Annotated in this window: 20 protein-coding genes and 1 riboswitch; of the genes, 12 read left to right on the top strand and 8 right to left on the bottom strand. The window is 72.8% G+C overall.

All coding sequences use genetic code 11. From position 1 onward, the window contains the following. Positions 1-18 precede the first annotated feature (18 nt). Entirely contained in the window at positions 19-1,203 is a 1,185-nt protein-coding gene (locus tag ABZT87_RS13665) for a hypothetical protein (protein ID WP_355135655.1), read from the bottom strand. A gap of 375 nt (positions 1,204-1,578) precedes the next feature. On the opposite strand from ABZT87_RS13665, the gene ABZT87_RS13660 reads away from it, so the two are divergent. After that, positions 1,579-4,443 (top strand): alpha/beta fold hydrolase, encoded by a 2,865-nt coding sequence (locus ABZT87_RS13660; protein WP_355135653.1) that lies wholly within the window; start codon positions 1,579-1,581, stop codon positions 4,441-4,443. After that, complete coding sequence (locus ABZT87_RS13655; RefSeq protein ID WP_354858036.1) at positions 4,443-5,339, top strand: ABC transporter permease subunit; 897 nt, start codon at positions 4,443-4,445, stop codon at positions 5,337-5,339. Before ABZT87_RS13660 ends, ABZT87_RS13655 begins: the two co-directional genes overlap by 1 nt. Here the strand turns inward: ABZT87_RS13655 and ABZT87_RS13650 are convergent. Together ABZT87_RS13650 and ABZT87_RS13645 are read right to left on the bottom strand one after the other, a co-directional pair. Then, entirely contained in the window at positions 5,329-5,940 is a 612-nt protein-coding gene (locus tag ABZT87_RS13650) for a DUF4232 domain-containing protein (RefSeq protein WP_355135651.1), read from the bottom strand. The genes ABZT87_RS13655 and ABZT87_RS13650 overlap by 11 nt on opposite strands. Before the next feature lie 194 nt (positions 5,941-6,134). Then, a complete protein-coding gene (locus ABZT87_RS13645; protein ID WP_355135649.1) occupies positions 6,135-6,395 on the bottom strand; it encodes a VOC family protein in 261 nt (86 codons plus the stop codon). Positions 6,396-6,574: 179 nt separating this feature from the next. Between ABZT87_RS13645 and ABZT87_RS13640 the strand changes: the two genes are divergently transcribed. After that, entirely contained in the window at positions 6,575-7,024 is a 450-nt protein-coding gene (locus ABZT87_RS13640; RefSeq protein WP_355064427.1) for a DoxX family protein, read from the top strand. A gap of 126 nt (positions 7,025-7,150) precedes the next feature. Here ABZT87_RS13640 and ABZT87_RS13635 read toward each other — a convergent pair whose 3' ends face one another. Then, positions 7,151-7,456 (bottom strand): metalloregulator ArsR/SmtB family transcription factor, encoded by a 306-nt coding sequence (locus tag ABZT87_RS13635; RefSeq protein WP_355135647.1) that lies wholly within the window; start codon positions 7,454-7,456, stop codon positions 7,151-7,153. 91 nt (positions 7,457-7,547) lie between these two features. Here ABZT87_RS13635 and ABZT87_RS13630 point away from each other — a divergent pair, with 91 nt between their 5' ends. The 4 genes from ABZT87_RS13630 to paaN all read left to right on the top strand — a co-directional run bounded on the left by ABZT87_RS13630 (position 7,548) and on the right by paaN (position 13,068). Further along, positions 7,548-8,516 (top strand): DMT family transporter, encoded by a 969-nt coding sequence (locus tag ABZT87_RS13630; RefSeq protein WP_355135645.1) that lies wholly within the window; start codon positions 7,548-7,550, stop codon positions 8,514-8,516. A 67-nt stretch (positions 8,517-8,583) separates the two neighbouring features. Then, positions 8,584-8,719: riboswitch (SAM riboswitch) on the top strand. Between the two features lie 10 nt (positions 8,720-8,729). Beyond that, entirely contained in the window at positions 8,730-10,016 is a 1,287-nt protein-coding gene (gene thrC / locus ABZT87_RS13625) for a threonine synthase (protein ID WP_355135643.1), read from the top strand. Positions 10,017-10,273: 257 nt separating this feature from the next. After that, a complete protein-coding gene (locus ABZT87_RS13620; protein WP_355135641.1) occupies positions 10,274-11,293 on the top strand; it encodes a GNAT family N-acetyltransferase in 1,020 nt (339 codons plus the stop codon). A gap of 101 nt (positions 11,294-11,394) precedes the next feature. After that, a complete protein-coding gene (gene paaN, locus ABZT87_RS13615) occupies positions 11,395-13,068 on the top strand; it encodes a phenylacetic acid degradation protein PaaN (RefSeq protein WP_355135639.1) in 1,674 nt (557 codons plus the stop codon). A gap of 173 nt (positions 13,069-13,241) precedes the next feature. Here paaN and ABZT87_RS13610 read toward each other — a convergent pair whose 3' ends face one another. Then, positions 13,242-13,772: a GNAT family N-acetyltransferase gene (locus ABZT87_RS13610; protein ID WP_355135637.1), complete on the bottom strand. Its 531-nt coding sequence runs from the start codon at positions 13,770-13,772 to the stop codon at positions 13,242-13,244. A gap of 305 nt (positions 13,773-14,077) precedes the next feature. Between ABZT87_RS13610 and ABZT87_RS13605 the strand changes: the two genes are divergently transcribed. The 3 genes from ABZT87_RS13605 to groL all read left to right on the top strand — a co-directional run bounded on the left by ABZT87_RS13605 (position 14,078) and on the right by groL (position 17,694). After that, positions 14,078-14,281: a cold-shock protein gene (locus ABZT87_RS13605; RefSeq protein WP_088950422.1), complete on the top strand. Its 204-nt coding sequence runs from the start codon at positions 14,078-14,080 to the stop codon at positions 14,279-14,281. A gap of 338 nt (positions 14,282-14,619) precedes the next feature. Further along, entirely contained in the window at positions 14,620-15,801 is a 1,182-nt protein-coding gene (locus ABZT87_RS13600; RefSeq protein WP_355135635.1) for a hypothetical protein, read from the top strand. A 270-nt stretch (positions 15,802-16,071) separates the two neighbouring features. Then, on the top strand, positions 16,072-17,694 hold the full coding sequence (gene groL / locus ABZT87_RS13595; protein ID WP_354861457.1) for a chaperonin GroEL: 1,623 nt from the start codon (positions 16,072-16,074) through the stop codon (positions 17,692-17,694). A gap of 58 nt (positions 17,695-17,752) precedes the next feature. Here the strand turns inward: groL and ABZT87_RS13590 are convergent, their stop codons facing one another. From ABZT87_RS13590 to ABZT87_RS13580, 3 genes are all read right to left on the bottom strand, one after another. Then, positions 17,753-17,998, bottom strand: a complete 246-nt coding sequence (locus tag ABZT87_RS13590; RefSeq protein ID WP_354861458.1) for a hypothetical protein — start codon at positions 17,996-17,998, stop codon at positions 17,753-17,755. Positions 17,999-18,075: 77 nt separating this feature from the next. After that, positions 18,076-19,011, bottom strand: coding sequence for a GNAT family N-acetyltransferase (locus ABZT87_RS13585; protein ID WP_355135633.1), 936 nt, complete (start codon positions 19,009-19,011; stop codon positions 18,076-18,078). A 49-nt stretch (positions 19,012-19,060) separates the two neighbouring features. After that, entirely contained in the window at positions 19,061-21,754 is a 2,694-nt protein-coding gene (locus ABZT87_RS13580; protein ID WP_355135631.1) for a S8 family serine peptidase, read from the bottom strand. Between the two features lie 194 nt (positions 21,755-21,948). Between ABZT87_RS13580 and ABZT87_RS13575 the strand changes: the two genes are divergently transcribed. Together ABZT87_RS13575 and ABZT87_RS13570 are read left to right on the top strand one after the other, a co-directional pair. Beyond that, positions 21,949-23,763 carry a glycerol-3-phosphate dehydrogenase/oxidase gene (locus ABZT87_RS13575; RefSeq protein ID WP_355064575.1) on the top strand — a complete coding sequence of 605 codons (1,815 nt, stop codon included), beginning with the start codon at positions 21,949-21,951 and terminating at the stop codon, positions 23,761-23,763. Positions 23,764-23,852: 89 nt separating this feature from the next. Continuing rightward, positions 23,853-24,389 carry a hypothetical protein gene (locus ABZT87_RS13570; protein WP_354861463.1) on the top strand — a complete coding sequence of 179 codons (537 nt, stop codon included), beginning with the start codon at positions 23,853-23,855 and terminating at the stop codon, positions 24,387-24,389. The last annotated feature ends 4 nt before the right edge of the window (positions 24,390-24,393 follow it).

The raw sequence follows: 24,393 nt of genomic DNA, 5'->3' as shown, positions 1-24,393 counted from the left end.
TTTCCGCGGATCCGAAGCCTACCGAGAAGCATCGAACGGCCCCCACTGCGCGAGGATCGGCTCGTGGGCCGCGCCGACCGGTTGCAGCGGACGAGGATCGGCCGGTTGGCCGGTCGGGGCTGGCGGTTGCCAGGGGTCGCCGGGCGGCGGGGCGGCGGGGGTGCCGGCGTCCGACGTGGCGGCCCGCCGACGTGCGCGTCGACCGGCGGCGACCAGCATGCCGGCGAGCCAGGCCAGCAGCAGGAAGGCCAGCGCGCCCGCCCCGGCGGCCAGCCAGCGGTCCCGGGCCAGCCCGTCGATCCGCTCGGCGAGCAGGGCGTCCAGTTCGCCGAGGATGACCGGCTGGAGCTGCCGCGCGGCGTTGCGCGAATTGAGTGCGGCGGCGGTCAGTTGGCCCTGGTCGACGGTGCCGGTGGCGCTCGGGGTCGAGTACAGGGCCAGCGCCTCCACCGACCGCTGATAGGCGTCCAGCGGGGTCAGCACGTTGGCGCCCAGGTCGGTGCTCTCCGAGCTGTCCACGGCGGAGCGCAGGTTGTCGACCACGTCCCCGGCCGGCGACAGGGCGGACACCCGCATACCGGTCAGCTCCATGAGGCTGCGGGCCCGTTCGGCGGCCGGTCGTCGGGTGGCGAGCGCGCCCAGGTCGGCGAGCCGGCCGGCGCCCACCACCGCCTCGGGCAGCTCCTCGCCGGCGCTGTCCTGCAGGAAGAACGAGTCGGCGCCCGGGTCACGGCCCAGTCCCGAGCTCTCCCGAATCTTGCGGTGCAGGGCGAGCAGCAGGTCGGTGACCTCGCCGTACGCGGTGTAGGCGGCCTCCGGGTCGGCGGGGCTGCGGTCGCGCAGCGCCTCCACCTTGGCCCGTAGCCCGGCCCACCGTTCCTGGCTGCGCAGTTGCCCGCCGATGCGGGCGTCCACCGTGGCGGCCTGCTCGACGGCGCGGCTCAGCGGCTCGCCCGGGACGGGGCGTCCGGCGACGGCCGCGGACTGGGCTTCCACAAGCGCCTCGGTGACCGGGGCCAGGGCGCGCAGGTACTGCACGCCGAGCCGTTCGCGGTCGGCCAGGCTCCGATCGTCGCCGGTCTGCCGCCAGGTGGATGCGAAGAGCAGCCCCACCGGCGCCAGCAGCGCGACGATGAGCAGCAGCGGCAACGATCGGCCCAGCATGGACGTCCGTCGACGGGCCCGCGGCGCGGGGACTGTCATGGTGTGTCTCCTCCGGCGTCGGGCGGGGGATCGGCGCGGTGTCGGGCTCGCCGACAAGTCCCGTCCACCGGACCGGAAAACTAACCGAACCCTGCGGGGGTCGACCGGTTGCCGGTGAGTCAGGTTTGCGTCAGTTCGAGCGATGTCACCGTTCGTCAGGGTTGCGGGCACGCTGTGTCCCGCCGATGCGTGTGACATGAAGGGATCGAGGGGGATATCCGCGGAAGATCGGAATTCACGGGATCCGAACTCAACTCACCCGGCCGCGCCGGAGGATGCGCGGTCGCACCGGGAGGGATCACCGATCGGAGCAACCGGACGGACGTACGGCGGATCTCAGCCAACGCTCAGCCTGCGGCCCGTACCGTGTGCCGCATGAGATCGCCGTCGCCGGCCGCGTGGTTCCGGCGTGCCCTGCCCACCCGCCGCCGCGCGATCGCCGCGGCGGCGGTCGTCGTGCTGCTGGCGGCCGCCGTCGGTTGGGCGGTGTGGCCGCGGGAATCGGGCGTACGCACCCAGAGCGCGATGCTCACCGTCCGCTCCGGACCGTCCGGAGACCAGCCCGTCGACCTGGACACGACCCTCTACCTCCCGACCGGGGCGTCGTCCGGTCGGAAGGTCCCCGCGGTGCTGCTGGCGCACGGGTTCGGCGGGACCAAGGAGTCGGTGCGCTCGGACGCCGAGGAGTTCGCCGGGCGCGGCTACGCGGTGCTCACCTGGACCGCGCGGGGCTTCGGCCGCAGCGGCGGCGAGATCCACCTGGACAACCCGGACTACGAGGTGCGCGACGCCGAGCGGCTGCTGGACTGGCTGGCCGCCCGGCCCGAGGTGCGCACCGACGCCCCCGGCGATCCGAAGGTCGGCGTGGTCGGCGGCTCGTACGGCGGCGGGTTGGCGCTGCTGCTGGCCGCCCAGGACCGTCGGGTGGACGCGATCGTCCCCATGATCACCTGGAATGACCTGTCCCGGGCGTTCCTGCCGGAGAGCACCGGTGCGGCACCGACCGAGGGCGTGTTCAAGAAGGGCTGGGCGGGTCTCTTCTTCGGTGGGGGCGGCAACGTGGGCAGTGGCCCGGCCGGGCTCTCCGGTGCGACCGCAGCCCAGCCCGAGGGGGCGCCGGCATCGGCCGGCCCGCCCAGCCCGGGGCCGGGCGAGGGCCCGGGCACCGCTCCCGGTGGAGCCCCGGCCGGCGCCGCCGACCCGTCCTGCGGGCGATTCGCCGCCGACGTGTGCGCCGCGTACCTGCGGATCGCCACCGCCGGCCGCGCCGACCAGGCCGCCGTGGACCTGCTGCGCCGCTCCAGCCCGGCGGGCGTGCTGGACCGGATCAAGGCCCCCACCCTGCTGGTGCAGGGTGAGGCGGACACCCTCTTTCCGCTCGGTGAGGCGGACGCGAACGCGAAGGGCATCGCCGCCGCCGGCACCCCGGTCCGGGTCGCCTGGTTCACCGGGGGGCACGACGGTGGCAGTGGACCCCGCTCGGACGAAGACCGGGTGAAGTTCCTGACCGTCCAGTGGCTCGACCACTACGTCAAGGGCGAGGGGGACGCGCCCGGCGACGACTTCACCTGGTCGCGGATCGCCGGCTTCGACGCGCTCGACCGGGGCCTGGTCGCCACCGGTTTCCGCCGCGCCGACTATCCGGGCCTCGCCGGCAACGCCCGCCGGGAGGTGACTGTCGCCGGTCCGGCGCAGCCGATCGCGAACCCGCCGAACGGCAACCCGGCCGCCATCTCCTCGATCCCCTTCGCCGGTGGCCTCACCTCGCTGCTGGACGGGGTGGCCGGCGACGTGCCCGGCCAGCACGCGCGCTTCGAGTCGGCGCCGCTGACCGAGGCGGTGGACGTGGCGGGCGCACCCACCGTCACCGTGCGGGCCGCCTCGCCGACCGGGGAGGCGGTGCTCTTCGTCAAGCTCTACGACGTCGACCCCGACGGCGCGGCCACCCTGCCGAACGGGCTGGTCGCCCCGGTCCGGCTCACCGGCCTGCCGCAGCGGGTGCAGGACGCCCGCCCGGTCACCGTGACGCTGCCCGGAATCGTTCGCCGCGTCGAGGCCGGGCACCGGCTGCGACTGGTGGTGGCCAGCTCCGACCAGGCGTACACCACGCCCGCCGAGCCCACCGTCTACACGGTGGCCGCGGACGGCGCGGTCAGCCTGCCCACGGTCAGCGGTGAGCCGATCCCCACCGCGGCGACGCTCTGGCGCTGGGTGCTCGCCGGCCTGCTCGCCGCCATCGTGATCGGGCTCGTCGTGGTCGTGGCCGTGGTCCGCCGCCGGCACCGCCGCCAGGACCGCTCGGTGCATCCGGAGTACGCGGACACCCCGCTGGCCGTGCGCGCGCTGCGCAAGGAGTACGCGGACGGCTTCGTCGCGGTGTCGAACGTGGACTTCGAGGTGCACCCCGGTCAGGTGGTGGGTCTGCTCGGGCCGAACGGCGCCGGCAAGACCACCACCCTGCGGGTGCTGATGGGGCTGACCCAGCCGACCGCTGGGGAGATCTACGTCTTCGGTCGTCGGCTGGTGTCCGGCTCGCCGGTGCTGTCCCGGATCGGCGCGCTGGTGGAGGGGCCCGGCTTCCTGCCGCACCTGTCCGGTCTGGACAACCTGAGGGCGTACTGGAATGCCACCGGACGGCCGGCCGAGGACGCGCACTTCGACGCGGCCCTGGAGATCGCCGGGCTGGGCGACTCGGTGCACCGAAAGATCAAGAATTACAGCCACGGCATGCGCCAGCGGCTCGCCATCGCCCAGGCCATGCTCGGCCTTCCCGAGCTGCTGGTGCTGGACGAGCCGACCGACGGGCTCGACCCGCCGCAGATCGCCGAGATGCGCCGGGTCCTCCAGCGGTACGCCACCGACGGCCGCGCGGTGCTGGTCTCCAGCCACCTGCTGGCCGAGGTGGAGCAGACCTGCACGCACGCCGTGGTGGTGAACAAGGGCCGGATCGTGGCGTCCGGGCCGGTGCAGGAGATCGTCGGCGAGTCGCCGAGCGTGCTGTTCGACGTCACCGATCCGGTGGCGGCGCGGGCGGTGCTGGACCGGCTGCACGGCGTACGGGTGCTGCCGGAGAGCGACGGCCAACTGGTGGTCGACACCAACGGCACGGCCCGCAGCGAGGTGGTGGCGGAGCTGGTGCGCGCCGGCATCGGGGTGGACCGGGTGGTGCCCCGGCGACGCCTGGAGGACGCGTTCCTCGCCCTGGTGGGCGAGAACTCTCGGGGAAGCGGTGACCGGTGATGGCTGGATCTTCCGTCGAGGCGCCGGTGGGCGTCACCGACCCGGCCGGCGCGGCCCGGGGCTACCGACCCTCGGCCACCATGCCCTTCGTGGCGGAGTTCCGCCGGCAGGCGTCCCGGCGGCGGACCCAGCTGGCGCTCGGGTTCATGGTGCTGCTGCCGCTGATCATCCTGGTCGCCTTCCAGTTCAACTCGGGTGGCGACGACGACAACGGCAACAACGAGTTCGCCAGCCTGGTCGACCTGGCCACCTCCGGCGGGCTCAACTTCACCCTCTTCTCGATCTTCGTGTCGGCGTCGTTCCTGCTGGTCGTGGTCGTCGCGCTGTTCTGCGGCGACACGGTGGCCAGCGAGGCGAGCTGGGGCAGCCTGCGCTACCTGCTCGCCATCCCGGTGCCCCGGGCCCGGCTGCTCACGGTGAAGCTGGTGGTCGCGCTCGCGTACTCGGGGCTGGCCCTGCTGCTGCTGGCCGGCACCGCCCTGCTCGCCGGGACCCTGCGCTACGGCTGGTCGCCACTGCGCAGCACGGTCGCCGCCGAGCTGGAGCCGACCGAGGGGCTGCTCCGGTTGCTGGCCGTGCTCGGCTACCTGGCGGTCGTACTCCTGGTGGTGGCCGGCCTGGCGTTCCTGCTGTCGGTGACGACGGACGCCGCGCTCGGCGCGGTCGGCGGAGCGGTCCTGCTCTGGATCCTGTCCAGCATCCTGGACCAGATCACCGCCCTGGGGGGCCTGCGCGACTTCCTGCCCACCCACTTCAGCACCGCCTGGCTGGGGCTGCTCTCCACGCCGGTGCAGACCGACGACGTGGTACGCGGCTGCATCTCCGCGATCAGCTACGCGACGCTGTTCTGGGGGTTGGCGTTCTGGCGGTTCACCCGCAAGGACATCACGTCGTAGCCTTCCGCCAGGCGCTGACGCCGATCCGGCCCGTGTTGCCCACGTCGATCGGGCCGTCCGGGTCGACCTCCTCGGCCGGCTGACCGGCGGCGGGCGCGACCGTCAGGTACGCCCCGGCGGTGGCCACCACCGTCGAATCGGTGACCAGGTTGCGCCAGAGGACGGTGGCGACGGCCCGCTCGCCCTTGCGCAGCGTGACCGGCTGCGGCGGCTGATCGAAGCCCGAGGTGATCTCCTTCGCGCCGTTCACCACCCGCAGGATGATCGGCTTGCGCTGCTCGTTTAGGACCCACAGCACCGGGTAGCCGTTGAGCCGGTAGGGGCGGTCGCCGCAGTTGACCAGTTCCAGGCCGAGGGCGCGCAGGCCCATCGCCGCGTCCCCACCGGTGGACCGGATCCGAACGCCGGAGGCCGGGCACTCGGCGACCGGCTCGGCGCTCGCCGACGGGGTCGTGCCGGGCGTGGTCGGTGGCCGGCCCGTGGGGTCACCGCCCTGGCCCCGGTGGTCGCCGGGTGTGCAGGCGGTGAGCAGGAGAGCTGCCGCGACCGCCGCGACCACCGCGCTGGCCCGTCGCCGTGCTGCCGTGCCGAGGGAGATCATCCGCCGATCCTCGCCCACGCGGGCGTCCCACCGCCGCCCGCCCCCGCAGCTCGCCCGGGCCGGCTCTCGTGTCGACCCGCCGGCCTACCGCTCCACGGCGGACCGGTGATCCACCCCCACTCCGCCGACGTGGCGGTATCCCGCGACGTGGAAAGCCCCAGGTCGGCGATACGGAGTGGAGCATCGGTAGTGCGTCAGCCGACGGGGCTGGCGCCGGACTGGAAGACGTTGATGAAGTTGCCATCGTTGTCGCGAATGGCGGTGGAGACGCTGCGGTCGCCGAGGTCCACATGGTCCCAGACGATGGTCACACCAAGGTCCCGGAACCGCTCGATGGCACGGGCGAGGTCGTCCACGCGGAAGACGAGAGCCTTGTTGCCGATGGGTCGGATGTGCTCCGGCGGATTCAGGAACATGTCGGGCACGCGGTAGCCGTCGGCGGGCTGGCGCCCCACACACGGGGCAGCTCGACAGCCTGTACGGCCACCTCGGCTGCGGTACGTTCTGGGCGGGAGCGCTCCCACGCGGGCGATATGTTCCGAGCGGGGATCTTCCCACTAGCAAGGAATTTATTAACTTCGATACATTCATGTCCCACCATTGAAGAGATCTGTCCCCTTCGATGGAGGTCTCCATGAACGTCTCTCGGCTCGGCGGGCCGACCCTGTCCCTGTTCCGCATCGTGACCGGCCTGCTGTTCATGCTGCACGGCCTGTCCTCGATCTTCGGGTTGTTCGGCGGCAACCCGATGACCGGCTCGGCGATTCCGTTCGGCTCCTGGCCGGGCTGGTGGGCCGCGCTGATCCAACTGATCTGCGGCGCGCTGGTGCTGGCCGGGCTCTTCACCCGGCCCGCCGCGCTTCTCGCCTCCGGCTCGATGGCGTACGCCTATTTCGTGGTCCATCAGCCCGAAGACCTGCTTCCGCTGCGCAACGGCGGTGAGCTGTCGGCGCTTTTCTGCTGGTCGTTCCTTCTGGTCGCGGCGCTCGGCTCGGGCCCCTGGGCGCTCGACGCGCTGTTCGCCCGGCGTCGCGCCGACGCTCCACCGGCCTCGGTGACCGACCCCGCCCCGGTTTCCGCCTGACCGCACCCGTACCGCGCGTCGCCGGAGCCTCGACGAGGCGGCTCCGGCGACGCGCGCCCGTTCGAGGTCGGTCGAGGTCGGTCGAGGGTCGTTCGAGGTCGGTCGGATCGGGCGGAGGCGGCGGCGTCAGGCCGGAGGGCGCGGGGTGAGGACCGCGTCCAGGAGGCCCGGGTACCGCTGGTCCAACTCGTCGCGGCGGAGCCGAACCAGGCGGCTCGTGCCGGCGGCCCGGGTGCGGGTCAGGCCCGCCTCGCGCAGCACCTTCAGATGGTGACTGCGGGTCGCCTTCGAGACGCCGAAGTCGAAGCTGCCGCACGCGGCCTCGCCACCCTCGGCGAGCGCCCGCACGATCTGCAGCCGCACGTCGTCGGCGAGTGCGGCCAGCACGGCGGTGACCGGTACGGCGGTCAGGTCGGGTTCGTGCGGCTCCATGTGACCAGTGTAACCCTTGTTCGACAACTCTCGAACAACACCCTATGGTCGGTGTCGTTGGTTCGAAAATACTCGAACAAGGGAGCTGCCGATGCGATCCCGCGCCGCCGCCTATCCGCTGCTCGCCGTGCTCGCCTGGGGCGCGATGTTCCCGATCCTGGCCAGCGCGCTGAGCCGGGTCGATCCGCTCAACCTGACCACCGCCCGCTACCTGTTCGCCACAGTCATCCTGGTCGCCATCCTGCTGTTCCGCGAGGGCCCCGCAGCGCTGCGGCTCGGCGGTCGGGGAGTCGAGGTGGTGGTGCTCGGCGTCGTCGGCTTCGCCGGCTTCAACCTGCTCACCAACCTGGCGCTCGAACACGCCGCCCCGCAGCAGATCTCCCTCTTCGTGGCCACCACGCCGGTCATCACCCAGCTGGTCCGGTGGGCCCGGGACGGCGTACGACCGAAGCCGCTCCTGCTGGCACTCTCCCTGGTGGCGCTCCTCGGAGTCGGCCTGGTGATCACCCGCGGGAGCCTTGTCGGGTTCGGCCAGTTCGGTCTCGGCGGGCTCATGATGATCGGCGCGGTGCTCGGCTGGGGCATCTACACCCACGGCGCCAGCCGGTTCGGCGCCTGGTCGCCGCTGCGCTTCACCACGCTGACCGCGCTCGCCGGCACGGCCGCCATGCTGGCCGCGAGCATCGGCGCCGACGCCGTCGGGTGGCAGCACGCGCCGGCCGCCGCCGACCTCGTGGCGGTCACCCCACAGTTGGCGTACGCCGTGATCGTCGCCGCCGTCGTCGCGGTGCTGGCGTGGAACACCGGCGTGCAGCGGCTGGGCGCCGCCAACGCCGCCCTGTTCATGAACCTGGTCCCGGTGACCACCTTCGTCGTGCAGATCGCCCGCGGCTACCGGCCGGAGGCGATCGAGCTGGTCGGCGCCGCGATCACCATCGCCGCCCTGGTCGCCGCGAACCTCGCCACCAGGGCACGGACCCGGTCGTCGTCCCTGCCGCGACCCACCGCGGTCACCGACCCGGCCGCGGTGGTCGACCCGGTGGCGGTGGCCGCCCGCTGACCCACTCCCTGGGATACCCGGTGGAGGCGACAGGCAACGTTGCCTAGACTCGACGGCACAACTGCATACCTCATCCAGAGGGGCTGAGGGATACGGCCCGACGACGCCCCGGCAACCACCCCGCGCGCTCACCGCTGAGCGACCCGCGGGGCAGGTGCCAATTCCGTCCCCGCCGCACCGTGCGATGCGGGGAAAGATGAGAGGACTCTCGACATGACGTCGACGCTCGCCGCCTCCGGCATCGACACCTCCGCCAGCCCCGCCCGCGCCCTGGTCTGTCGCGCCTGTTCGGCCCGCTACCCGCTCGCCGCCCAGCACGCCTGCTACGAGTGTTTCGGCCCCCTGGAAGTGGACTACGACCTCGCGGCCCTGGCCACGGTCACCCGGGAGCAGATCGAGGCGGGCCCGAAGAACATCTGGCGGTACGCCGCGCTGCTGCCCGCCGGCCAGGACCCGGCCACCCGGGTCACCCTCGACCCGGGGCTGACCCCGCTGGTGGCGGCCCCGCACCTCGCCGCCGAGCTGGGCATCACCGCACCGCTGTGGGTCAAGGACGACAGCGCCAACCCGACCCACTCGTTCAAGGACCGGGTCGTCTCGGTGGCGCTGACCGCCGCGAAGGCACTCGGCTTCACCCGGTTCGCCTGCGCGTCGACCGGCAACCTGGCCAACTCGGTCGCCGCGCACGCCGCCCGCGCCGGTGTGCCCTCGGTGGTCTTCATCCCCAGCGACCTGGAGCAGGGCAAGGTCATCACCACCGCCGTGTACGGCGGCGAACTGGTCGCCATCGACGGCTCGTACGACGACGTCAACCGGCTCTGCGGTGAGCTTGTGGAGACCGACGAATTCGAGGACACGGCGTTCGTCAACGTGAACGTCCGGCCGTACTACGCGGAGGGCTCCAAGACCCTCGGCTACGAGGTGGCCGAGCAGCTCGGCTGGCGCATCCCGGCCCAGGTGGTCATCCCGATGGCCAGCGGTGAGCTGCTCACCAAGATTGACAAGGCGTTCTCCGAGCTGGTCGAGATCGGCCTGGTCGAGGCGCCGGCCGGCGGCTGGAAGGTCTTCGGGGCCCAGTCGGCCGGCTGCAACCCGATCGCCGCCGCGCTGCACGCCGACACGGACACGATCACCCCGGTCAAGCCCACCGGCATCGCCAAGTCGCTCAACATCGGCGACCCGGCCGCCGGCCTCTACGCCCTGGAGGCGGTCCGCCGCACCGGCGGTTGGATGGAGTACGCCGACGACGACGAGATCCGCGCCGGCATCCGCCAGCTCGCACGCACCACAGGCGTCTTCGCCGAGACGGCGGGCGGGGTGACCGCGGCGGTGCTGCGCAAGCTGGTCGAGTCCGGGCGGCTCGACCCGACGGCCGAGACGGTCGTGTTCAACACCGGCGAGGGCCTGAAGACCATCGACGCGGTGGCCAGTCAGGTCGGCCCGACCCACCACATCAAGCCCAGCCTTCGCGCCGCCCGCGACGCCGGCCTCCTCGGCTGACTCTGGGGCCGCGCCGGGCCCACCGGCCAGTAACTGGGTTTTCGCTGTGAGTATGGAAAACCCGCCGGTCTGGACTTGACGGCAGGAACCGGACGGCGCAAGATGCTCCGTGCGGGAGGGCATTTCGCCGGAGACTTTTGAAGTTCTTGCGACCCAACGCCGGAGGCGTTGTGCGAGTGTCCCTCCCGACCACGTCCGATGGGGCCAGCGAATAATTCGCTGGCCCCATCGCTTTTCCGCCTGTCAGGCTCCCCGGCATGAGCATCACCATCACGTCGTTCGACGGCGCCGACCGGGCCGCGGTCGACGAGGCGTACCGGGTCGGGGTGGCGGCCAACGAGGTCGACCTTCCGGACTTCCCGCCCTTCTGCCGGCGTCGCTTCGACGCGCTGTTCCACACGCCGGCACCCGGCACCCGATCGCTCTGGGCGCTGGCCCGGCTGGACGGTGTGCCGGCCGGGTACCTCCAGCTCGACCTGCCGCAGCTCGACAACACCGACAACGCCACCGCCGAGCTGACGGTGCATCCCGAGCTGCGGCGGCGCGGCGTCGGCCGGGCACTGCACGAGTACGGGGTGCGTCTGCTGCGCCAGCACGGCCGCAAGCGGGTGGTCGCGATGACCGTCCGCGCGCTGCCCGGCGGTGCGGCCCGTTCCGGGGCGGGCGACGCGTTCGCCGCCTCGACCGGCGCGCAGTCCGCCCTGGCCGAGGTGCGACGCCGGCTGGAGATCGCCGACATCGACCGGGTCGCCCTGCGGGCGGCGCTCGCCGAGGCCGAGCCGCGGGCCGAGGGCTACGGGTCGGTCTGCTGGCAGGGCACCACGCCGCAGGAGTACGTGGCGGACATCGCCTACCTGGACAGCCGGCTGTTGATGGACGCGCCGATGGGTGACGTGCAGTGGGAACCGGAGCAGGTGGACGCCGAGCGCATCCGGGGCAACGAGCGCGCGTTGGACGCCCGGGGCCGGCGGCGCTACCACCTCGGGATGCGGCACGAAGCGTCCGGTCGGCTGGTCGCCTGGACCCTGCTCGACGTGGGCGCCACCGCCGACTGGCACGCCTTCCAGCAGATCACCATCGTCGACCCGGCCCACCGTGGGCACCGCCTGGGCCTGATCGCCAAGGCGGAGAACCTGCACCACCTGCTCACCCACGAGCCGGCGGTACGCGTCATCGACACCTGGAACGCGGCCAGCAACAGCTACATGGTGGCCATCAACGAGCAGTTCGGCTTCCGCCCGGTGGACGCCTGGAACAACTGGCAGCTCACCCTCTGACGGGTATCGGCGCTACTGCTCGCGGACCTGGCTCAGGCATGAACCTCTGTCTGGCATCCGCCCCTACTGCTCGCGGACCTGGCTGTTGCATGATGGCTGGCATGACGGAGACCCCGCATCCCCTGTACGGCAGGCACGCCGACACCCTCAACCGAGCGCTGACCGCGATCACGGAGCGGGGCTACTGGTCCGCCTATCCCGAGTCCCCCAGCCCCCGCGTGTACGGCGAAACGGCCGCCGCCGACGGCAAGGCCGCCTTCGAGGCGTACCTCGGCGGTGATTTTCCGCTCGACCAGCCGGGCGCCGGCGAGCGGATCGCCACCGAGACGAGCCCGTTCGGGGTCGACCTGGCGGTGCGTTACCCGCACGCCGGCACCGACGAGCTGATCGCCGCCGCCTCCGCCGCGCTCCCGGCCTGGCGCGACGCCGGCCCGCAGGCCCGCGTGGGCGTCTGCCTGGAGATCCTGGACCGGCTGCACAAGCACATCTTCGAGCTGGCCAACGCGGTGCAGTTCACCAGCGGGCAGGCGTTCGTGATGGCCTTCCAGGCCGGCGGCGCGCACGCGCTGGACCGGGCGCTGGAGGCGTTGGCGTACGCGTACGCCGAGATGACCCGGCACCCCGGCACGGCCGGCTGGGAGAAGGCCGCCGGCAAGGGCGACCCGCTGCGGATGACCAAGACGTTCCACGTGGTGCCGCGTGGGGTGGCGCTGGTGATCGGCTGCAACACCTTCCCGACCTGGAACTCGTACCCCGGGCTGTTCGCCTCGCTGGTCACCGGCAACCCGGTGATCGTGAAGCCGCACCCGCGCGCGGTGCTGCCGCTGGCCGTCACGGTGAAGTACGCCCGGGAGGTGCTCGCCGAGGCCGGCTTCGACCCGAACCTGATCATGCTGGCGGCCGAGGCGCCCGGTGAGAAGCTCGCCAGCGACCTGGCCCTGCACCGCTCCGTCAAGATCGTCGACTTCACCGGCTCCACCGAGTACGGCGACTGGCTGGAGACGCACGCCCGGCAGGCGTCGGTCTACACCGAGAAGGCCGGGCTGAACACGGTGGTCATCGACTCCACCGACGACTTCGCCGGCATGTGCCGCAACCTCGGCTTCACGCTGACCCTCTACAGCGGGCAGATGTGCACCACCTCGCAGAACATCCTCATCCCCGCCGGTGGCATCGAGACCGACCAGGGCCACAAGAGCTTCGACGAGGTGGCCGGCGGGATCGCCGCGGCGGTCGGCAAGCTGACCGCCGACCCGGCCCGCGGCGTCGAGCTGACCGGCGCCATCGTCAACGACGGGGTGCTGGAGCGGCTGGCCGAGGTCACCAAGGTGGGTGAGCCGGTCCTGGAGTCACGGGCCGTGGCCCACCCGGCGTACGCCGACGCGGTGGTGCGTACCCCGACCATCGTGAAGCTGGGCGCGGACGACGCCGAGACGTACGGCCGGGAGTGGTTCGGGCCGATCTCGTTCGCCATCGCCACCGACTCCACAGCCCACAGCCTGGAACTGCTGCGCCGGACGGTCGGGGAGAAGGGCGCGCTCACGGCGGCGGTCTACTCCACCGACGAGGCGGTGCTGGACGCCACCGAGGCGGTGGCGGTCGAGGTCGGGGTGCACCTGTCCTGCAACCTCACCGGCGGGGTCTTCGTCAACCAGTCGGCGGCGTTCTCCGACTTCCACGGCAGTGGGGCGAACGCGGCGGCCAACTCGGCGCTGACGGACGGGGCGTACGTGGCCAACCGGTTCCGGATCGTGCAGTCGCGGCGTCACGTCTGATCTTTGGTTGCGGTTGGGGGTTTCCGGGGCAGCCCGCCCCGCTCCGGGCGGTCAGGCTTGATCCCTGCGCGGGGCGGGCTGCCCCGGAAACCCTCACGTGGACGCGGTTGTCGCTGACGCGTCCGGCTTTTAGACATCACCGGGGTTCTGCCTTGGGATGGGTTCTCTTGTTTCTAGGCTGTTCGGCGCATCTGTAGTTCGTTCAGGGCGGGGATCGTGGGGTGGGGGACTCGCACGCCGGTGTCGGTGAAGCCCAGCCGCCGGTAGGCCCGGTAGGCGCGGTCGTTGCCGACCACCACCTCCAGCAGCAGCTCCGGTCGGCCGCAGGCCCGGGACCAGGCGGCCACCCCGTCGATCAGCTCGCCGAGCAGCCCGCTGCCCCGCCAGGCCGGCGTGACGTACACGGCGTAGATGACGGTCAGCCCCGGCTCGTTCGGCGCGACCGTGCCGCCGGCGTGCCCGACCAGACGGCCCCCCGGGTCCGCGACGAACTGCGCGTTGTGGGGGCCGGCCGACGTGTACGCCACCCGCGCGGCGAACTCGCCGTGCGGTCGGGCCGCCGCGTCCGCCACGGTCTCCAGGAAGGCCAACGGCGCGTCGGCGAGCATCTCCAGGCGCAGTGCCCGCATCCGGGCGGCGTCCTCCGGCCGGACCCGGTGGATCTCGGCCTGCCGAACGGCGGCTGAGCCGATATCGGTGGTCATGTCTGCATGCCTACCACAGGGGCGGGAGCTGCCTCGGGGCGTGCCCCGCCCCGCCGCCGGGCCGCCGGGCGGCGAGCCGGGACCGGTCGTCCGCGGCCCGTTCCGGTCCGGCCCCCGGGCCTGGTCGGGTCGTCCGAGAATACGCCCGATTTGGGGTCGTGCGCGGCCGTCACTCCTCGTGTAGCGTGCGATTTCGGTCACCCTTTCAGCGGCCGTCGTCGATCGCTGAGGCGGTGCTCCGAGGGCGTCCGGCCGTGCCGCGCGCCCGGGCAGGCAACGCTGCGCAAGAGTGAGGGAAGTGCACCGTGGCACAGGGTTCCGTGAAGTGGTTCAACGCCGAAAAGGGCTACGGCTTCATCGCCGTCGACGGCGGTCAGGACGTGTTCGTCCACTTCTCCGCGATCGAGATGGACGGCTACAAGGCGCTGGACGACGGCCAGCGGGTGGAGTTCGAGATCGCCCAGGGGCAGAAGGGCCCGCAGGCGGAACACGTACGCGTCATCGCCTGAGCGAATTCCCGACCTTCCCGCTCGCGGATCGCCCCCGATCGGTTGGCGGGTCGGGGCTGCGGTGCGGACGCCCAACCGGGAAGATCGTGAGCCGTTCCAGCAGATGCTGAGGAGGGTTCATGACCGACCAGTCGCCCCCACCCACCACGCCCTCCGGGCCGGGTGAGCCGGGCCCGTCCGACCCCACCTCACCCGTCTCCGGCGGCGCGGCCCCGGGCACGCCACCGGCCTCCGGCGCAGATCCCGGGCCGCCACCCGGACACGACCCCGGCCCTGCGATGCCGCCCGGATACGGCCCCGGCCCTGCGATGCCACCCGGATACGGCCCCGGCCCTGCGATGCCGCCTGGATACGGGCCGCCACCCGGCCCGATCCCCCAGGGTTGGGGGCAGGCCGGTCCGGCGGGTACGCCGGATCCCACCGCGCAGGGCGGTTGGGGTCCGCCGGCTGGGCCGCCGCCCGGTTGGGATCCGGCGCAGGGCGGTTGGGGTCCGCCGGCTGGGCCGCCGCCCGGTTGGGATCCGGCGCAGGGCGGTTGGGGTCCGGCCGGTGCGCCGCCGCAGGGCTGGGCCTATCCGCCCACCGGCGGCTACCCGCCCGGGGTGGGCCCCTACGGTGGGCAGCCGTGGTATCCGGGGGCGCCGGTCGGCTGGTACCCGCCGGGTCACGGGTTTGATCCGAACGACGCCCTGGTCACTCCGCCCGGTGCCGGCATCGGGGCCTGGTTCGAGCGGTGCGGGGGCGCGCTGCGCCGGGGCTGGCGGCAGTTGGTGCCGATCATGCTGCTCACGCAGGTCTTGCCGGCGGCGGTGCTCTCGGTCATCTCGCTGGGTGTGGACCCGTCGCCCGGCTGGGAGGCGCAGGCCGAGATGGATCCGGCGGCCGGACTGCCGGACAACTTCGCCGCCACCCTGGCAACCCTCGTCGCCGTGCTGGTCGGCGGCAGCCTGCTGATCGGTCTGGTGCAGGCGGTGGGGTGGGCCGCCGGCAGTTGGGTGATCACCCAGCAGGCGACCGGCCGGCCCGCCAGCCTGGATGCGGCGCTGCGGTACGGCCTGCGCCGGGCGCTCGGCCTGTGGGGCTGGACGTTGCTGGTCAGCGTGCTCATCGGTATCGGCTTCTGCTTCTGCGTCCTGCCGGGCATCTATCTGGCGTTCGCGTTGAGCCTGGCCGGCCCGGTCTACCTGTTCGAGCGGCAGAACCCGATCGGCCGGTCGTTCGGGATGTTCCACGCCCGGCTCGGGCTGCTGCTCGGCCGGGTGGCCGTGGTGGGCGGGGCTGTGATCGTCGGCACCGTGGTTCCGGGCTTCCTGGAGTCGGTGGGCACCGGCGCGTTGGGCACGGACCCGTTCGCGTCCCCGGGCGCCGCGGTCGGGGTGGTGGCGGTGATCGGTGTCGCGGCGCTGCTGGCGCTGCCGGCCCACCTCGTCCAGTTGATCGGTCTGCTGGTCACGTACACCGAGCAGCGGGCCCATGAGGGGCCGGTGAACAGCGCCGGACTGGCGGCCGAACTCGGCTGAGCGGCGTCATCGTGCTTGCACTCGGCAGGTGAGAGTGCTAAACAAGTCATTGGCACTCGCGTACCGTGAGTGCCAACGGTCGGGACGGTGGGGCCAGGTTGCCCAGGCGTGGAGACGCCGGGGCGGCACATGGCCGGTCGTCGCGGGCTATCCGGCCCGGCCGGAGGACGTCGTCGTCGCCTGGTGGCGGCGTCCCAAGGTGCGTAAACCAGGCGGCCCATCCGGGACACACACTCGGGTGGCCGTGAGTGTCCAGGAGGACAACGCCGTATGGCAAAGATGATCGCGTTCGACGAAGAGGCGCGCCGCGGCCTCGAGCGGGGCATGAACCAGCTCGCTGACGCCGTAAAGGTGACCCTCGGCCCGAAGGGCCGCAACGTCGTGCTCGAGAAGAAGTGGGGTGCCCCCACCATCACCAACGATGGTGTGAGCATCGCCAAGGAGATCGAGCTCGAGGATCCGTACGAGAAGATCGGCGCCGAGCTGGTCAAGGAAGTCGCCAAGAAGACCGACGACGTCGCCGGTGACGGCACGACGACGGCGACCGTCCTGGCCCAGGCCCTGGTTCGCGAGGGCCTGCGCAACGTGGCCGCCGGCGCCAACCCGATGGCCCTGAAGCGGGGCATCGAGGCTGCGGTCGCGAGCGTCTCGGAGGAGCTGTCCAAGCTCGCCAAGGACGTCGAGACCAAGGAGCAGATCGCCTCCACCGCCTCCATCTCCGCTGGCGACAGCACCGTCGGCGAGATCATCGCCGAGGCGATGGACAAGGTCGGCAAGGAAGGCGTCATCACCGTCGAGGAGAGCAACACCTTCGGGCTGGAGCTGGAGCTCACCGAGGGTATGCGCTTCGACAAGGGCTACATCTCGGCCTACTTCATGACCGACCCGGAGCGCATGGAGGCCGTCTTCGACGACCCCTACCTCCTGATCGTCAACAGCAAGATCTCGTCGGTCAAGGACCTGCTTCCGATCCTGGAGAAGGTCATGCAGTCGGGCAAGTCGCTGCTGATCATCGCCGAGGACATCGAGGGCGAGGCCCTGGCCACCCTGGTCGTCAACAAGGTCCGGGGCACCTTCAAGTCCGTCGCCGTCAAGGCGCCGGGCTTCGGTGACCGCCGCAAGGCCATGCTCGCCGACATCGCCATCCTCACCGGTGGCCAGGTCATCAGCGAGGAAGTCGGCCTCAAGCTGGACGCCGTCGGCCTCGACATGCTGGGCCGCGCCCGCAAGGTCGTGGTGACCAAGGACGAGACCACCATCGTCGACGGTGCCGGCGACGCCGACCAGATCCAGGGTCGGGTCAACCAGATCCGGGCCGAGATCGACAAGAGCGACTCCGACTACGACCGCGAGAAGCTGCAGGAGCGGCTGGCCAAGCTGGCCGGTGGCGTTGCGGTGATCAAGGTCGGCGCGGCCACCGAGGTCGAGCTCAAGGAGCGCAAGCACCGCATCGAGGACGCCGTTCGCAACGCGAAGGCCGCCGTCGAGGAGGGCATCGTCCCGGGTGGTGGCGTCGCGCTGGTGCAGGCCGGCAAGACCGCCTTCGACAAGCTGGACCTGGTCGGCGACGAGGCGACCGGTGCCAACATCGTCAAGGTCGCGCTGGACGCCCCGCTGCGGCAGATCGCCGTCAACGCCGGCCTCGAGGGCGGCGTCGTGGTGGAGAAGGTCCGTAACCTCGAAGCGGGTCACGGCCTCAACGCCGCCAACGGCGAGTACGTCGACCTGCTGGCCGCGGGCATCATCGACCCGGCCAAGGTGACGCGCTCGGCGCTGCAGAACGCCGCTTCCATCGCGGCGCTCTTCCTCACCACCGAGGCCGTCGTCGCGGACAAGCCGGAGAAGAACCCGGCTGCCCCGGCGGGCCCGGGTGGCGGGGACATGGACTTCTGAGTCCAGTTCCGACACACCGAACGGGGCGGGCCGCTGACGCGGTCCGCCCCGTTCGTCGTCAGGTGGGCAGTGGGCGCTGGTTGCGGCGCTTCTGCGCCCGGTCGTACGGCGGGAGCAGCTGGATCGGCGCGTCCACCATCTCCTGCGGTTCCTCGGTCAGCCGCTCGCCGTCGGTGGTCATCTCGGCAAGTTGCTCGGCGTCGCCGTAGTCGAGCCGGTCGAACGGGAGTTGGCCGGGCAGTTCGCCGACCGGTTTCCAGGTGATCGGCGGGCCGTCCTCGGTCTGGTCGTCATCCGTGGTCATGGCTGCCTCCTCTACCGAAACGGTAGGGGGCGTCGATGGGTAATGCGGGCGAATGGACTCATGTCCCATTTGCCCTCTCACGTCACCGGTAGGGTCCGCCGGTACAGGAAGAAGACCCGCTCGATCCGGGCGCCCGCGCTGCCCGAGTAGAACGGCACCGGCCCCACCCAGCCGATCTGCGCCTGGTCCACCCCCGCCGCACGCTGGTCGCGCAGGCAGCGTCGCAGCAGCACCCCGCCGATGCCCGAACCCTCGGCGGCGGGCGCGGTGCCCATCGGCCCGAACCAGCTCGGCCGGGACGACCCGTAGGCGGCGAAACCCAGCACCTCGCCGGTCCGCTCCGCCAGGTGGCAGCCCGCCCCCGCGCGGCCCACCGACCCGGCCAGCTCGCCGTCCCAGGCGCCACCGAAGGTGGACCGGGCGAACGCGGCCAGCGCCGGCAGGTCCGCGGGCTCCGCCCGGCGTACCGTGATGCCCTGCCCAGCCAGCCGTTGCTCCGTGGCCTCCGTCGACCGCAGGGCCGGTGACTCGTCGTACGACAGGTCCGCCGTCATGTTCCAGGCGGTCCGGTCCTGGTGGTAGCCGAGCGCCAGGGCGGCGCACACCGCTGGCGTGTACCGCACGTCGATGCCCGGCCAGGCGTAGTACGGCGGGTTTCCGGCGAGCAGCACCTCGGTGACGCCGCGCTCGGCGAGTGCCTGCTCGGCCCGCGACAGCAGCGCGCGGCCCACCCCTCGGCGGCGCTGCCCGGGGAGCACCGCGACCAGGTCCACGTGCCCGATGCCCACCTCGGCCGGCGACACCGAGCAGAGCAGCACCCCGACCAGGTCGTTCCCCCGGTACGCGCCCAGCCCGACCACCGCGCGGTCGGCAGCGGCCCGGGTCCACAGCACGTCCACGATGGCGGCCGCCTCGGCGGCGTCCTCGGGCAGGTCGAGCGCCTGCGCGCAGAACCGCGCCACGGTGGGCGCGAGGTCGGGGCTGAGTTCGGCGACGGTGATCTCGGCGTCCATGGTCGCCGACCCTAGATCACCTGCTGGCGGTGACCGGCCCCGCCCTCGTTCACCCCCGGGCGGCGCGAACGGCTGCGTACGCGTCGACCTGGCCGGCGCCGGTGACGTTCGCCGGGCCGCCGCAGGCGTCGGTGGGGTTGTCGGAACGGTACGTCGGCTCGGCCGGCGTCGCGGTGTCCCGCAGGATCTGCCGGGTCCTGGTCAGGTCCCCGACCAGCGCCGGGTTCGCCGACCACATGAGCGCGACCACTCCCGCCACCTGCGGGGTCGCCATCGACGTGCCGTCCAGCGCCGCGTACCCGCCGCCGGGCATGGCCGACACCACGCCCACCCCGGGCGCCAGCACGTCCGGTTTGCCCGTGCCGCCCGGCACCGGCCCGCGTGAGGAGAACTCGGCCACCCGCCGGTGCGCGTCCACCGCGCCCACGGTCAGCACGTTCGCGTACGGCGCTGGCGGGTCGTCGATCGACGCGCACCACGGGCCGGTGTTGCCCGCCGCGGCGACCACGAAGATCCCGGCGGCGTCCAGCGCCGTGGTGGCCGGAAGCAGGGCCTCCCGGTCGCAGCCCTCGATCGCCGGGCAGCCCCACGAGTTGGTCAGCACCTGCGGGGCGCGCTCTGGCCGGCCGTCGGTGAACGGATCACCGCCGGCCGGGAAGGGCGCCAGCATGAACTGAAGGCAGTCCAGGTAGTGCCCCGGGCTGCCCAGGTTGCGGTCCAGGTTGACGCAGCCCACCCACTGCGCGTCCGGCGCCACCCCGATGCCGTCCCGCCCGACCGCGCTGCCCACCGTGTGGGTGCCGTGCCCGCCCTGGTCGTTCGGCGTCCGGGTGCCGTCCCACGGGTCGTACCAGGAGTCGTCCCCGCCACGGAACCCGGCCCGCAGCGCCGGATGGCCGCCGTCCACACCGGAGTCGGAGCTGCCGACCACGATTCCCCTGCCGGTCACCCCCAGCTGGGACCAGACGCGGTCCGCGCCGAGCTGACGGATGTTCCACTCCGGGCCGGTCGGCGCGGGCGCGGTGCCCCGGCTCTGCCCCGCCGGGGCCGGCAGCGGCCGCAGGCGCTGGCTGACCAGCACCCGAGCCACCTCGGGTCGCCGCGCGAGCCAGGCCCGTACGGCCGGGCCGCCATCCACCTCGACCGCGTTGACCAGGTAGTACGGCACCGGGTCGAGTCGTAGCCGCCCCGCTGTGCGGCGCAGGTCGGCCTGGCTGCGGTCGGCGGTGGTCACCAGCCGCCGGTAGACCTCCGCCGCCCGGGCGTCCCGTCCGGCCTGCCCGGGGGCGCCGGCCGGGATGCCGCTCAGGTCGGCCTGCTCGCGCAGCACCACCAGCAGCCGCTCCCCGTACAGGCCGGGTTGGCCGGGCCCGACGTCGACGACACCCACCGTCACCAGCAGGACCGCCGCCGCCAGCGCGGCGACCCGGCGACTCGGGGTGCGTGCCGTCGGGCGGGCCAGCAGCACCGCGTACCCGATGGCGACCAGGACCGCGACGGCGAGGCCGGCGCCGGCGGCGGCCGCCACCCAGAACGGGACGTCCCGGGTGCCGATCAGCAGCAGGGTGATCTCTTCCGGGTCGGTGAAGGCCAGCGGGCCGAGCGCGGCCAGGCCCACCAGCCAGCCGGTCGCGGCCCGGCCGGCGCGTGCGGCGTCGGCCGGGTCGGCGGTGGGCCCCCCGGCCGCGGCCGGATCGGCGGTGGGCCGCCGGGTCGCGGCCGGGTCGGCGGTCGGTCGCCAGGCCGCGGCATACAGCGCCGCCAGCGCGAAGCCCGTCGGCGGCAGCGTCAGCAGGGCGGGCAACTGCGCGCCGGACTGGCCCGTCCCGGCCGCGAGGAGCAGCAGCGCCACCCCGGCGACCAGGCCACCGACCAGCACCAGCCGTCCCGGCCGAGGCGGCCGGCCGACCGCGAACCGGGACCAGAAGGTGGCGTCCAACAGCGTCGCGGCCAGCACCCCGAGCGCGGCCGCCGCCAACAGCGCGAGCGTTGTCTCCAGGAGCCCACCGAGCGCGCCCAGCCAGGCCCACGGCAGCAGCAGCGCCAACCCGGCGGCGACCGCGAGCAGCGGCACCGGCCCGGGCCGGCGCGATCCACGCTGCCCCCCGACCGGATCCGGGCCCCCGACGGCCGTCGACGCGGCGTCGACGCTCGACTCCGTGCTTCCGGCGGCCTGAGCGGGGGCGGCGTCGCCGTTCGGCGCCGCACCGCCGGTGCGGTCGCTGGCCCCCGACGCGGTGGCGTCGCTGTTCGGCGCCGCACCGCCGGTGCGGTCGCCGGCCCACGACGCGGTGGCGTCGGGAGCGGCGCCGACGTCCGAGCCGGACGATCGTCGCGCCGACCAGGCCACGGTGAGCGCGCTGAGCGATGCGACGGCGGCCAGCGCGGCGAGGTACGCCTCGTGGTGCACGGGCGGCACGATGCGCAGCAGCGTGAGCACGCCGAGGGTGAGCGCGGCGGCCAACCACACCCGCCCGGTGGCCCGGACCGTGGTCGAGCGGGGCAGCACGGCCAGCAGCAGGGCGGGCGTGCCCACCAGCACGACGGTGACCAGGCCGAGCACCGGCCAGAGCCAGCCCAGCCGGTCCCGTCCGAAGCCGAGCAGCACCTGATCGGTGAGCCAGCCACCGGTCTGGGTGGCCACCGTGACCGCGACGATCCAGCAGCCTACGAACACGGCCGCGACCACCGGCCACGGGGAGCTGCGGTGGCCGAGCCCGGGATGCGCAGGTTGACCATGCATCCGGAAACCCTACGACCAGCCCGAGCAGTCTCGAATCGAAGAACCGCGCAGATCTTGGACAGTTTCCGTCAGCCGCTGACGGAAACTGTCCAAGATCTGCGGGCGGTCGACGTGAATCGGAGGCGAGGCGGGGCGGGCGGCGAATGTCGACACGCTTCCGTGGCGGTTACGGTGGATGGGTGCGTGACCCCAACATCTCCCGATCCGTCGCCGGTCAGCTCTCGCCGGTCCGCCGTACGGCCGACCTGCGCCGACTCCGCGCCGAGCGCTTCGACGTGCTGGTCATCGGGGGCGGGGTGACCGGTGCGGGCGCCGCCCTGGACGCGGCGTCCCGAGGCCTGAAGGTGGCCCTGGTCGAGGCGCGCGATTTCGCCTCGGGCACGTCGAGCCGATCCAGCAAGCTCATCCACGGTGGGCTGCGCTACCTGGAGCAGTTGGAGTTCCACCTGGTTCACGAGGCGCTGACCGAGCGGGGCCTGCTGGCGACCCGGCTCGCGCCGCACCTGGTCCGCCCGGTGCCGTTCCTGGTGCCGCTGCCGGCCGGCCGGGGTCTGCGGGACCTGCCCGCCCGGATCTTCCGCCGCTCGTACTACGGCGCGGGCGTGGCCACGTACGACGCCTTCGCCGGTCTCTTCGGCGGTGGTCGGGGCATGCCGCTGCACCGGCACCTGACCCGGGAGGGGGCCCGGCGGATCTTCCCGAGCCTGCGGGCCGACGCGCTGGCCGGGGCGATCCGCTACTACGACGGCCAGGTCGACGACGCCCGGCTGGTCGTCACCCTGGCCCGCACCGCGGCGAGCCTCGGCGCCACCGTGGTCAGCAGCACCCGTGCCGTCGGGCTGATCCGGCAGGCGCGGGAGGTCACCGGCGTACGGGTCCGTGACCTGGAGGCGCCGGCCGGGTCCCCGGACGCCGAGTTCGAGGTGCAGGCCCGCACGGTCATCGCCGCCACCGGTGTGTGGAGCGACGACATGTCCCGGATGCTCAACGACGTGGGCCTGCGGCCCGGCGTCCGGGTGCGCGCCTCGAAGGGGGTGCACCTGGTGGTGCCCCGCTCGGCGATCACCGGCGAGACGGGGCTCATCCTGCGGACGGCACGGTCGGTGCTCTTCGTCATCCCGTGGGGCGGGCACTGGATCATCGGCACGACGGACACCGACTGGCGCCTGGACAGATCGCACCCGGCGGCCTCGGCCAGCGACATCGACTATCTGTTGGAGCAGGTCAACACCGTGCTGGACCGGCCGTTGACCACCGCCGACATCGAGGGCGTCTACGCCGGGTTGCGGCCGTTGCTGGCCGGTGAGGCCGACTCCACGTCGAAGCTCTCCCGCGAGCACGCCGTGTTCGAGCCGATGCTCGGGCTGCTGCTGGTCGCCGGCGGCAAGTACACGACGTACCGGGTGATGGCGTCCGACGTGGTCGACCGGGCCGTACGCCGGTTGGGTGGCGCCCGCGCGTCGCGTACCGCCGACCTGCCGCTGCTCGGCGCGGACGGCTACCCGGCGATGTGGCGCGACCGGGCCGACCTGGCCCGCCGGCACGGCGTGCCGGTGGGCGTGGTGGAGCACCTGCTGGAGCGGTACGGCACCCTCACGCTCGACCTGCTGGCGCTGATCGACGTCGATCCGCTGCTGGCGTCCCCGCTGGCCGGTGCTCCCGAATACCTGGCGGCGGAGGTCGCCTACGCGGCGCGGGCCGAGGGCGCGCTGCACCTGGAGGACGTGCTGACCCGACGGACCCGGATCTCCTTCGAGACCAGCCACCGTGGCCTGGAGTCGGCCGAGCACACCGCCGAGCTGATGGGTGCGGTGCTCGGGTGGGACGCGGCGAGGAGCGCCCGCGAGGTCGAGCACTACCGCGCGCGGGTGGAGGCGGAGCGGCAGTCCCAACTGATGCCGGACGACGCCGGGGCGGACGCGGCCAGACTCGGCGTACCGGACGTACGGGGTTACGCGGCGGATCGGGGTGACGACGACCAGGCGGAGCTGCGCCCCACGCCACGATGACCGAAAAGTGACGTTACCGAGTGGTAACTATCGATACCGGCCCGGATGGTGGTTTCGAACGCTACCTACGGTGGGGTAGGTTTCCGCGCGTGCTGTACCGCGCGCGCCCCCGTCTCCTCACCCCGCTGCTTGCCCTGGTGCTCGCCGTCGCCCTGGCCGGGTGTTCGCTCTTCGGCCGCGATGACGCCGAGACGCCGGTCGCCCAACCGCCGGCCGGCTCGGCGGCCGGTGTGCCGGCACCCGAGATCCCGACGACGGTCGCCGCGGGCCAGGTCAGCCTGATCCAACGGCTCGGCGCCGACGCCCCGCTGCGCACGTTGAGCGTCGAGCGGGACGGCTCGTGGCAGTGCCTCGACTGTGCCGGCGACGGAGTCACCTCCCGGGGCAGGCTGGCCGCGGAGCAGACCGAACGCCTTCAGGTGCTGCTCGCCGACCCCCGGCTCGCCGAGGAGACCGACCAGGTCCGGCGGTACCGGACCACCTGTATCGACGCGCTGACGTCCAGCCTGCTCACCTCGTCCGGGCTGATCACCTCGCAGGACTGCCCGGGTGAGGAACGCCCGGCGGTGGCGGGGGAGATCCTGTTGCTGCTCACCCAGGCGACGCCCGCCGAGGTCAAGGGCTAAAGCA

The organism is Micromonospora sp. NPDC005237 (assembly GCF_040607775.1).
In the GTDB taxonomy this organism is placed as follows: domain Bacteria; phylum Actinomycetota; class Actinomycetes; order Mycobacteriales; family Micromonosporaceae; genus Micromonospora.
Note: the sequence above shows the minus strand (reverse complement) of the source record. Positions and strands in the feature narration are given on the sequence as shown.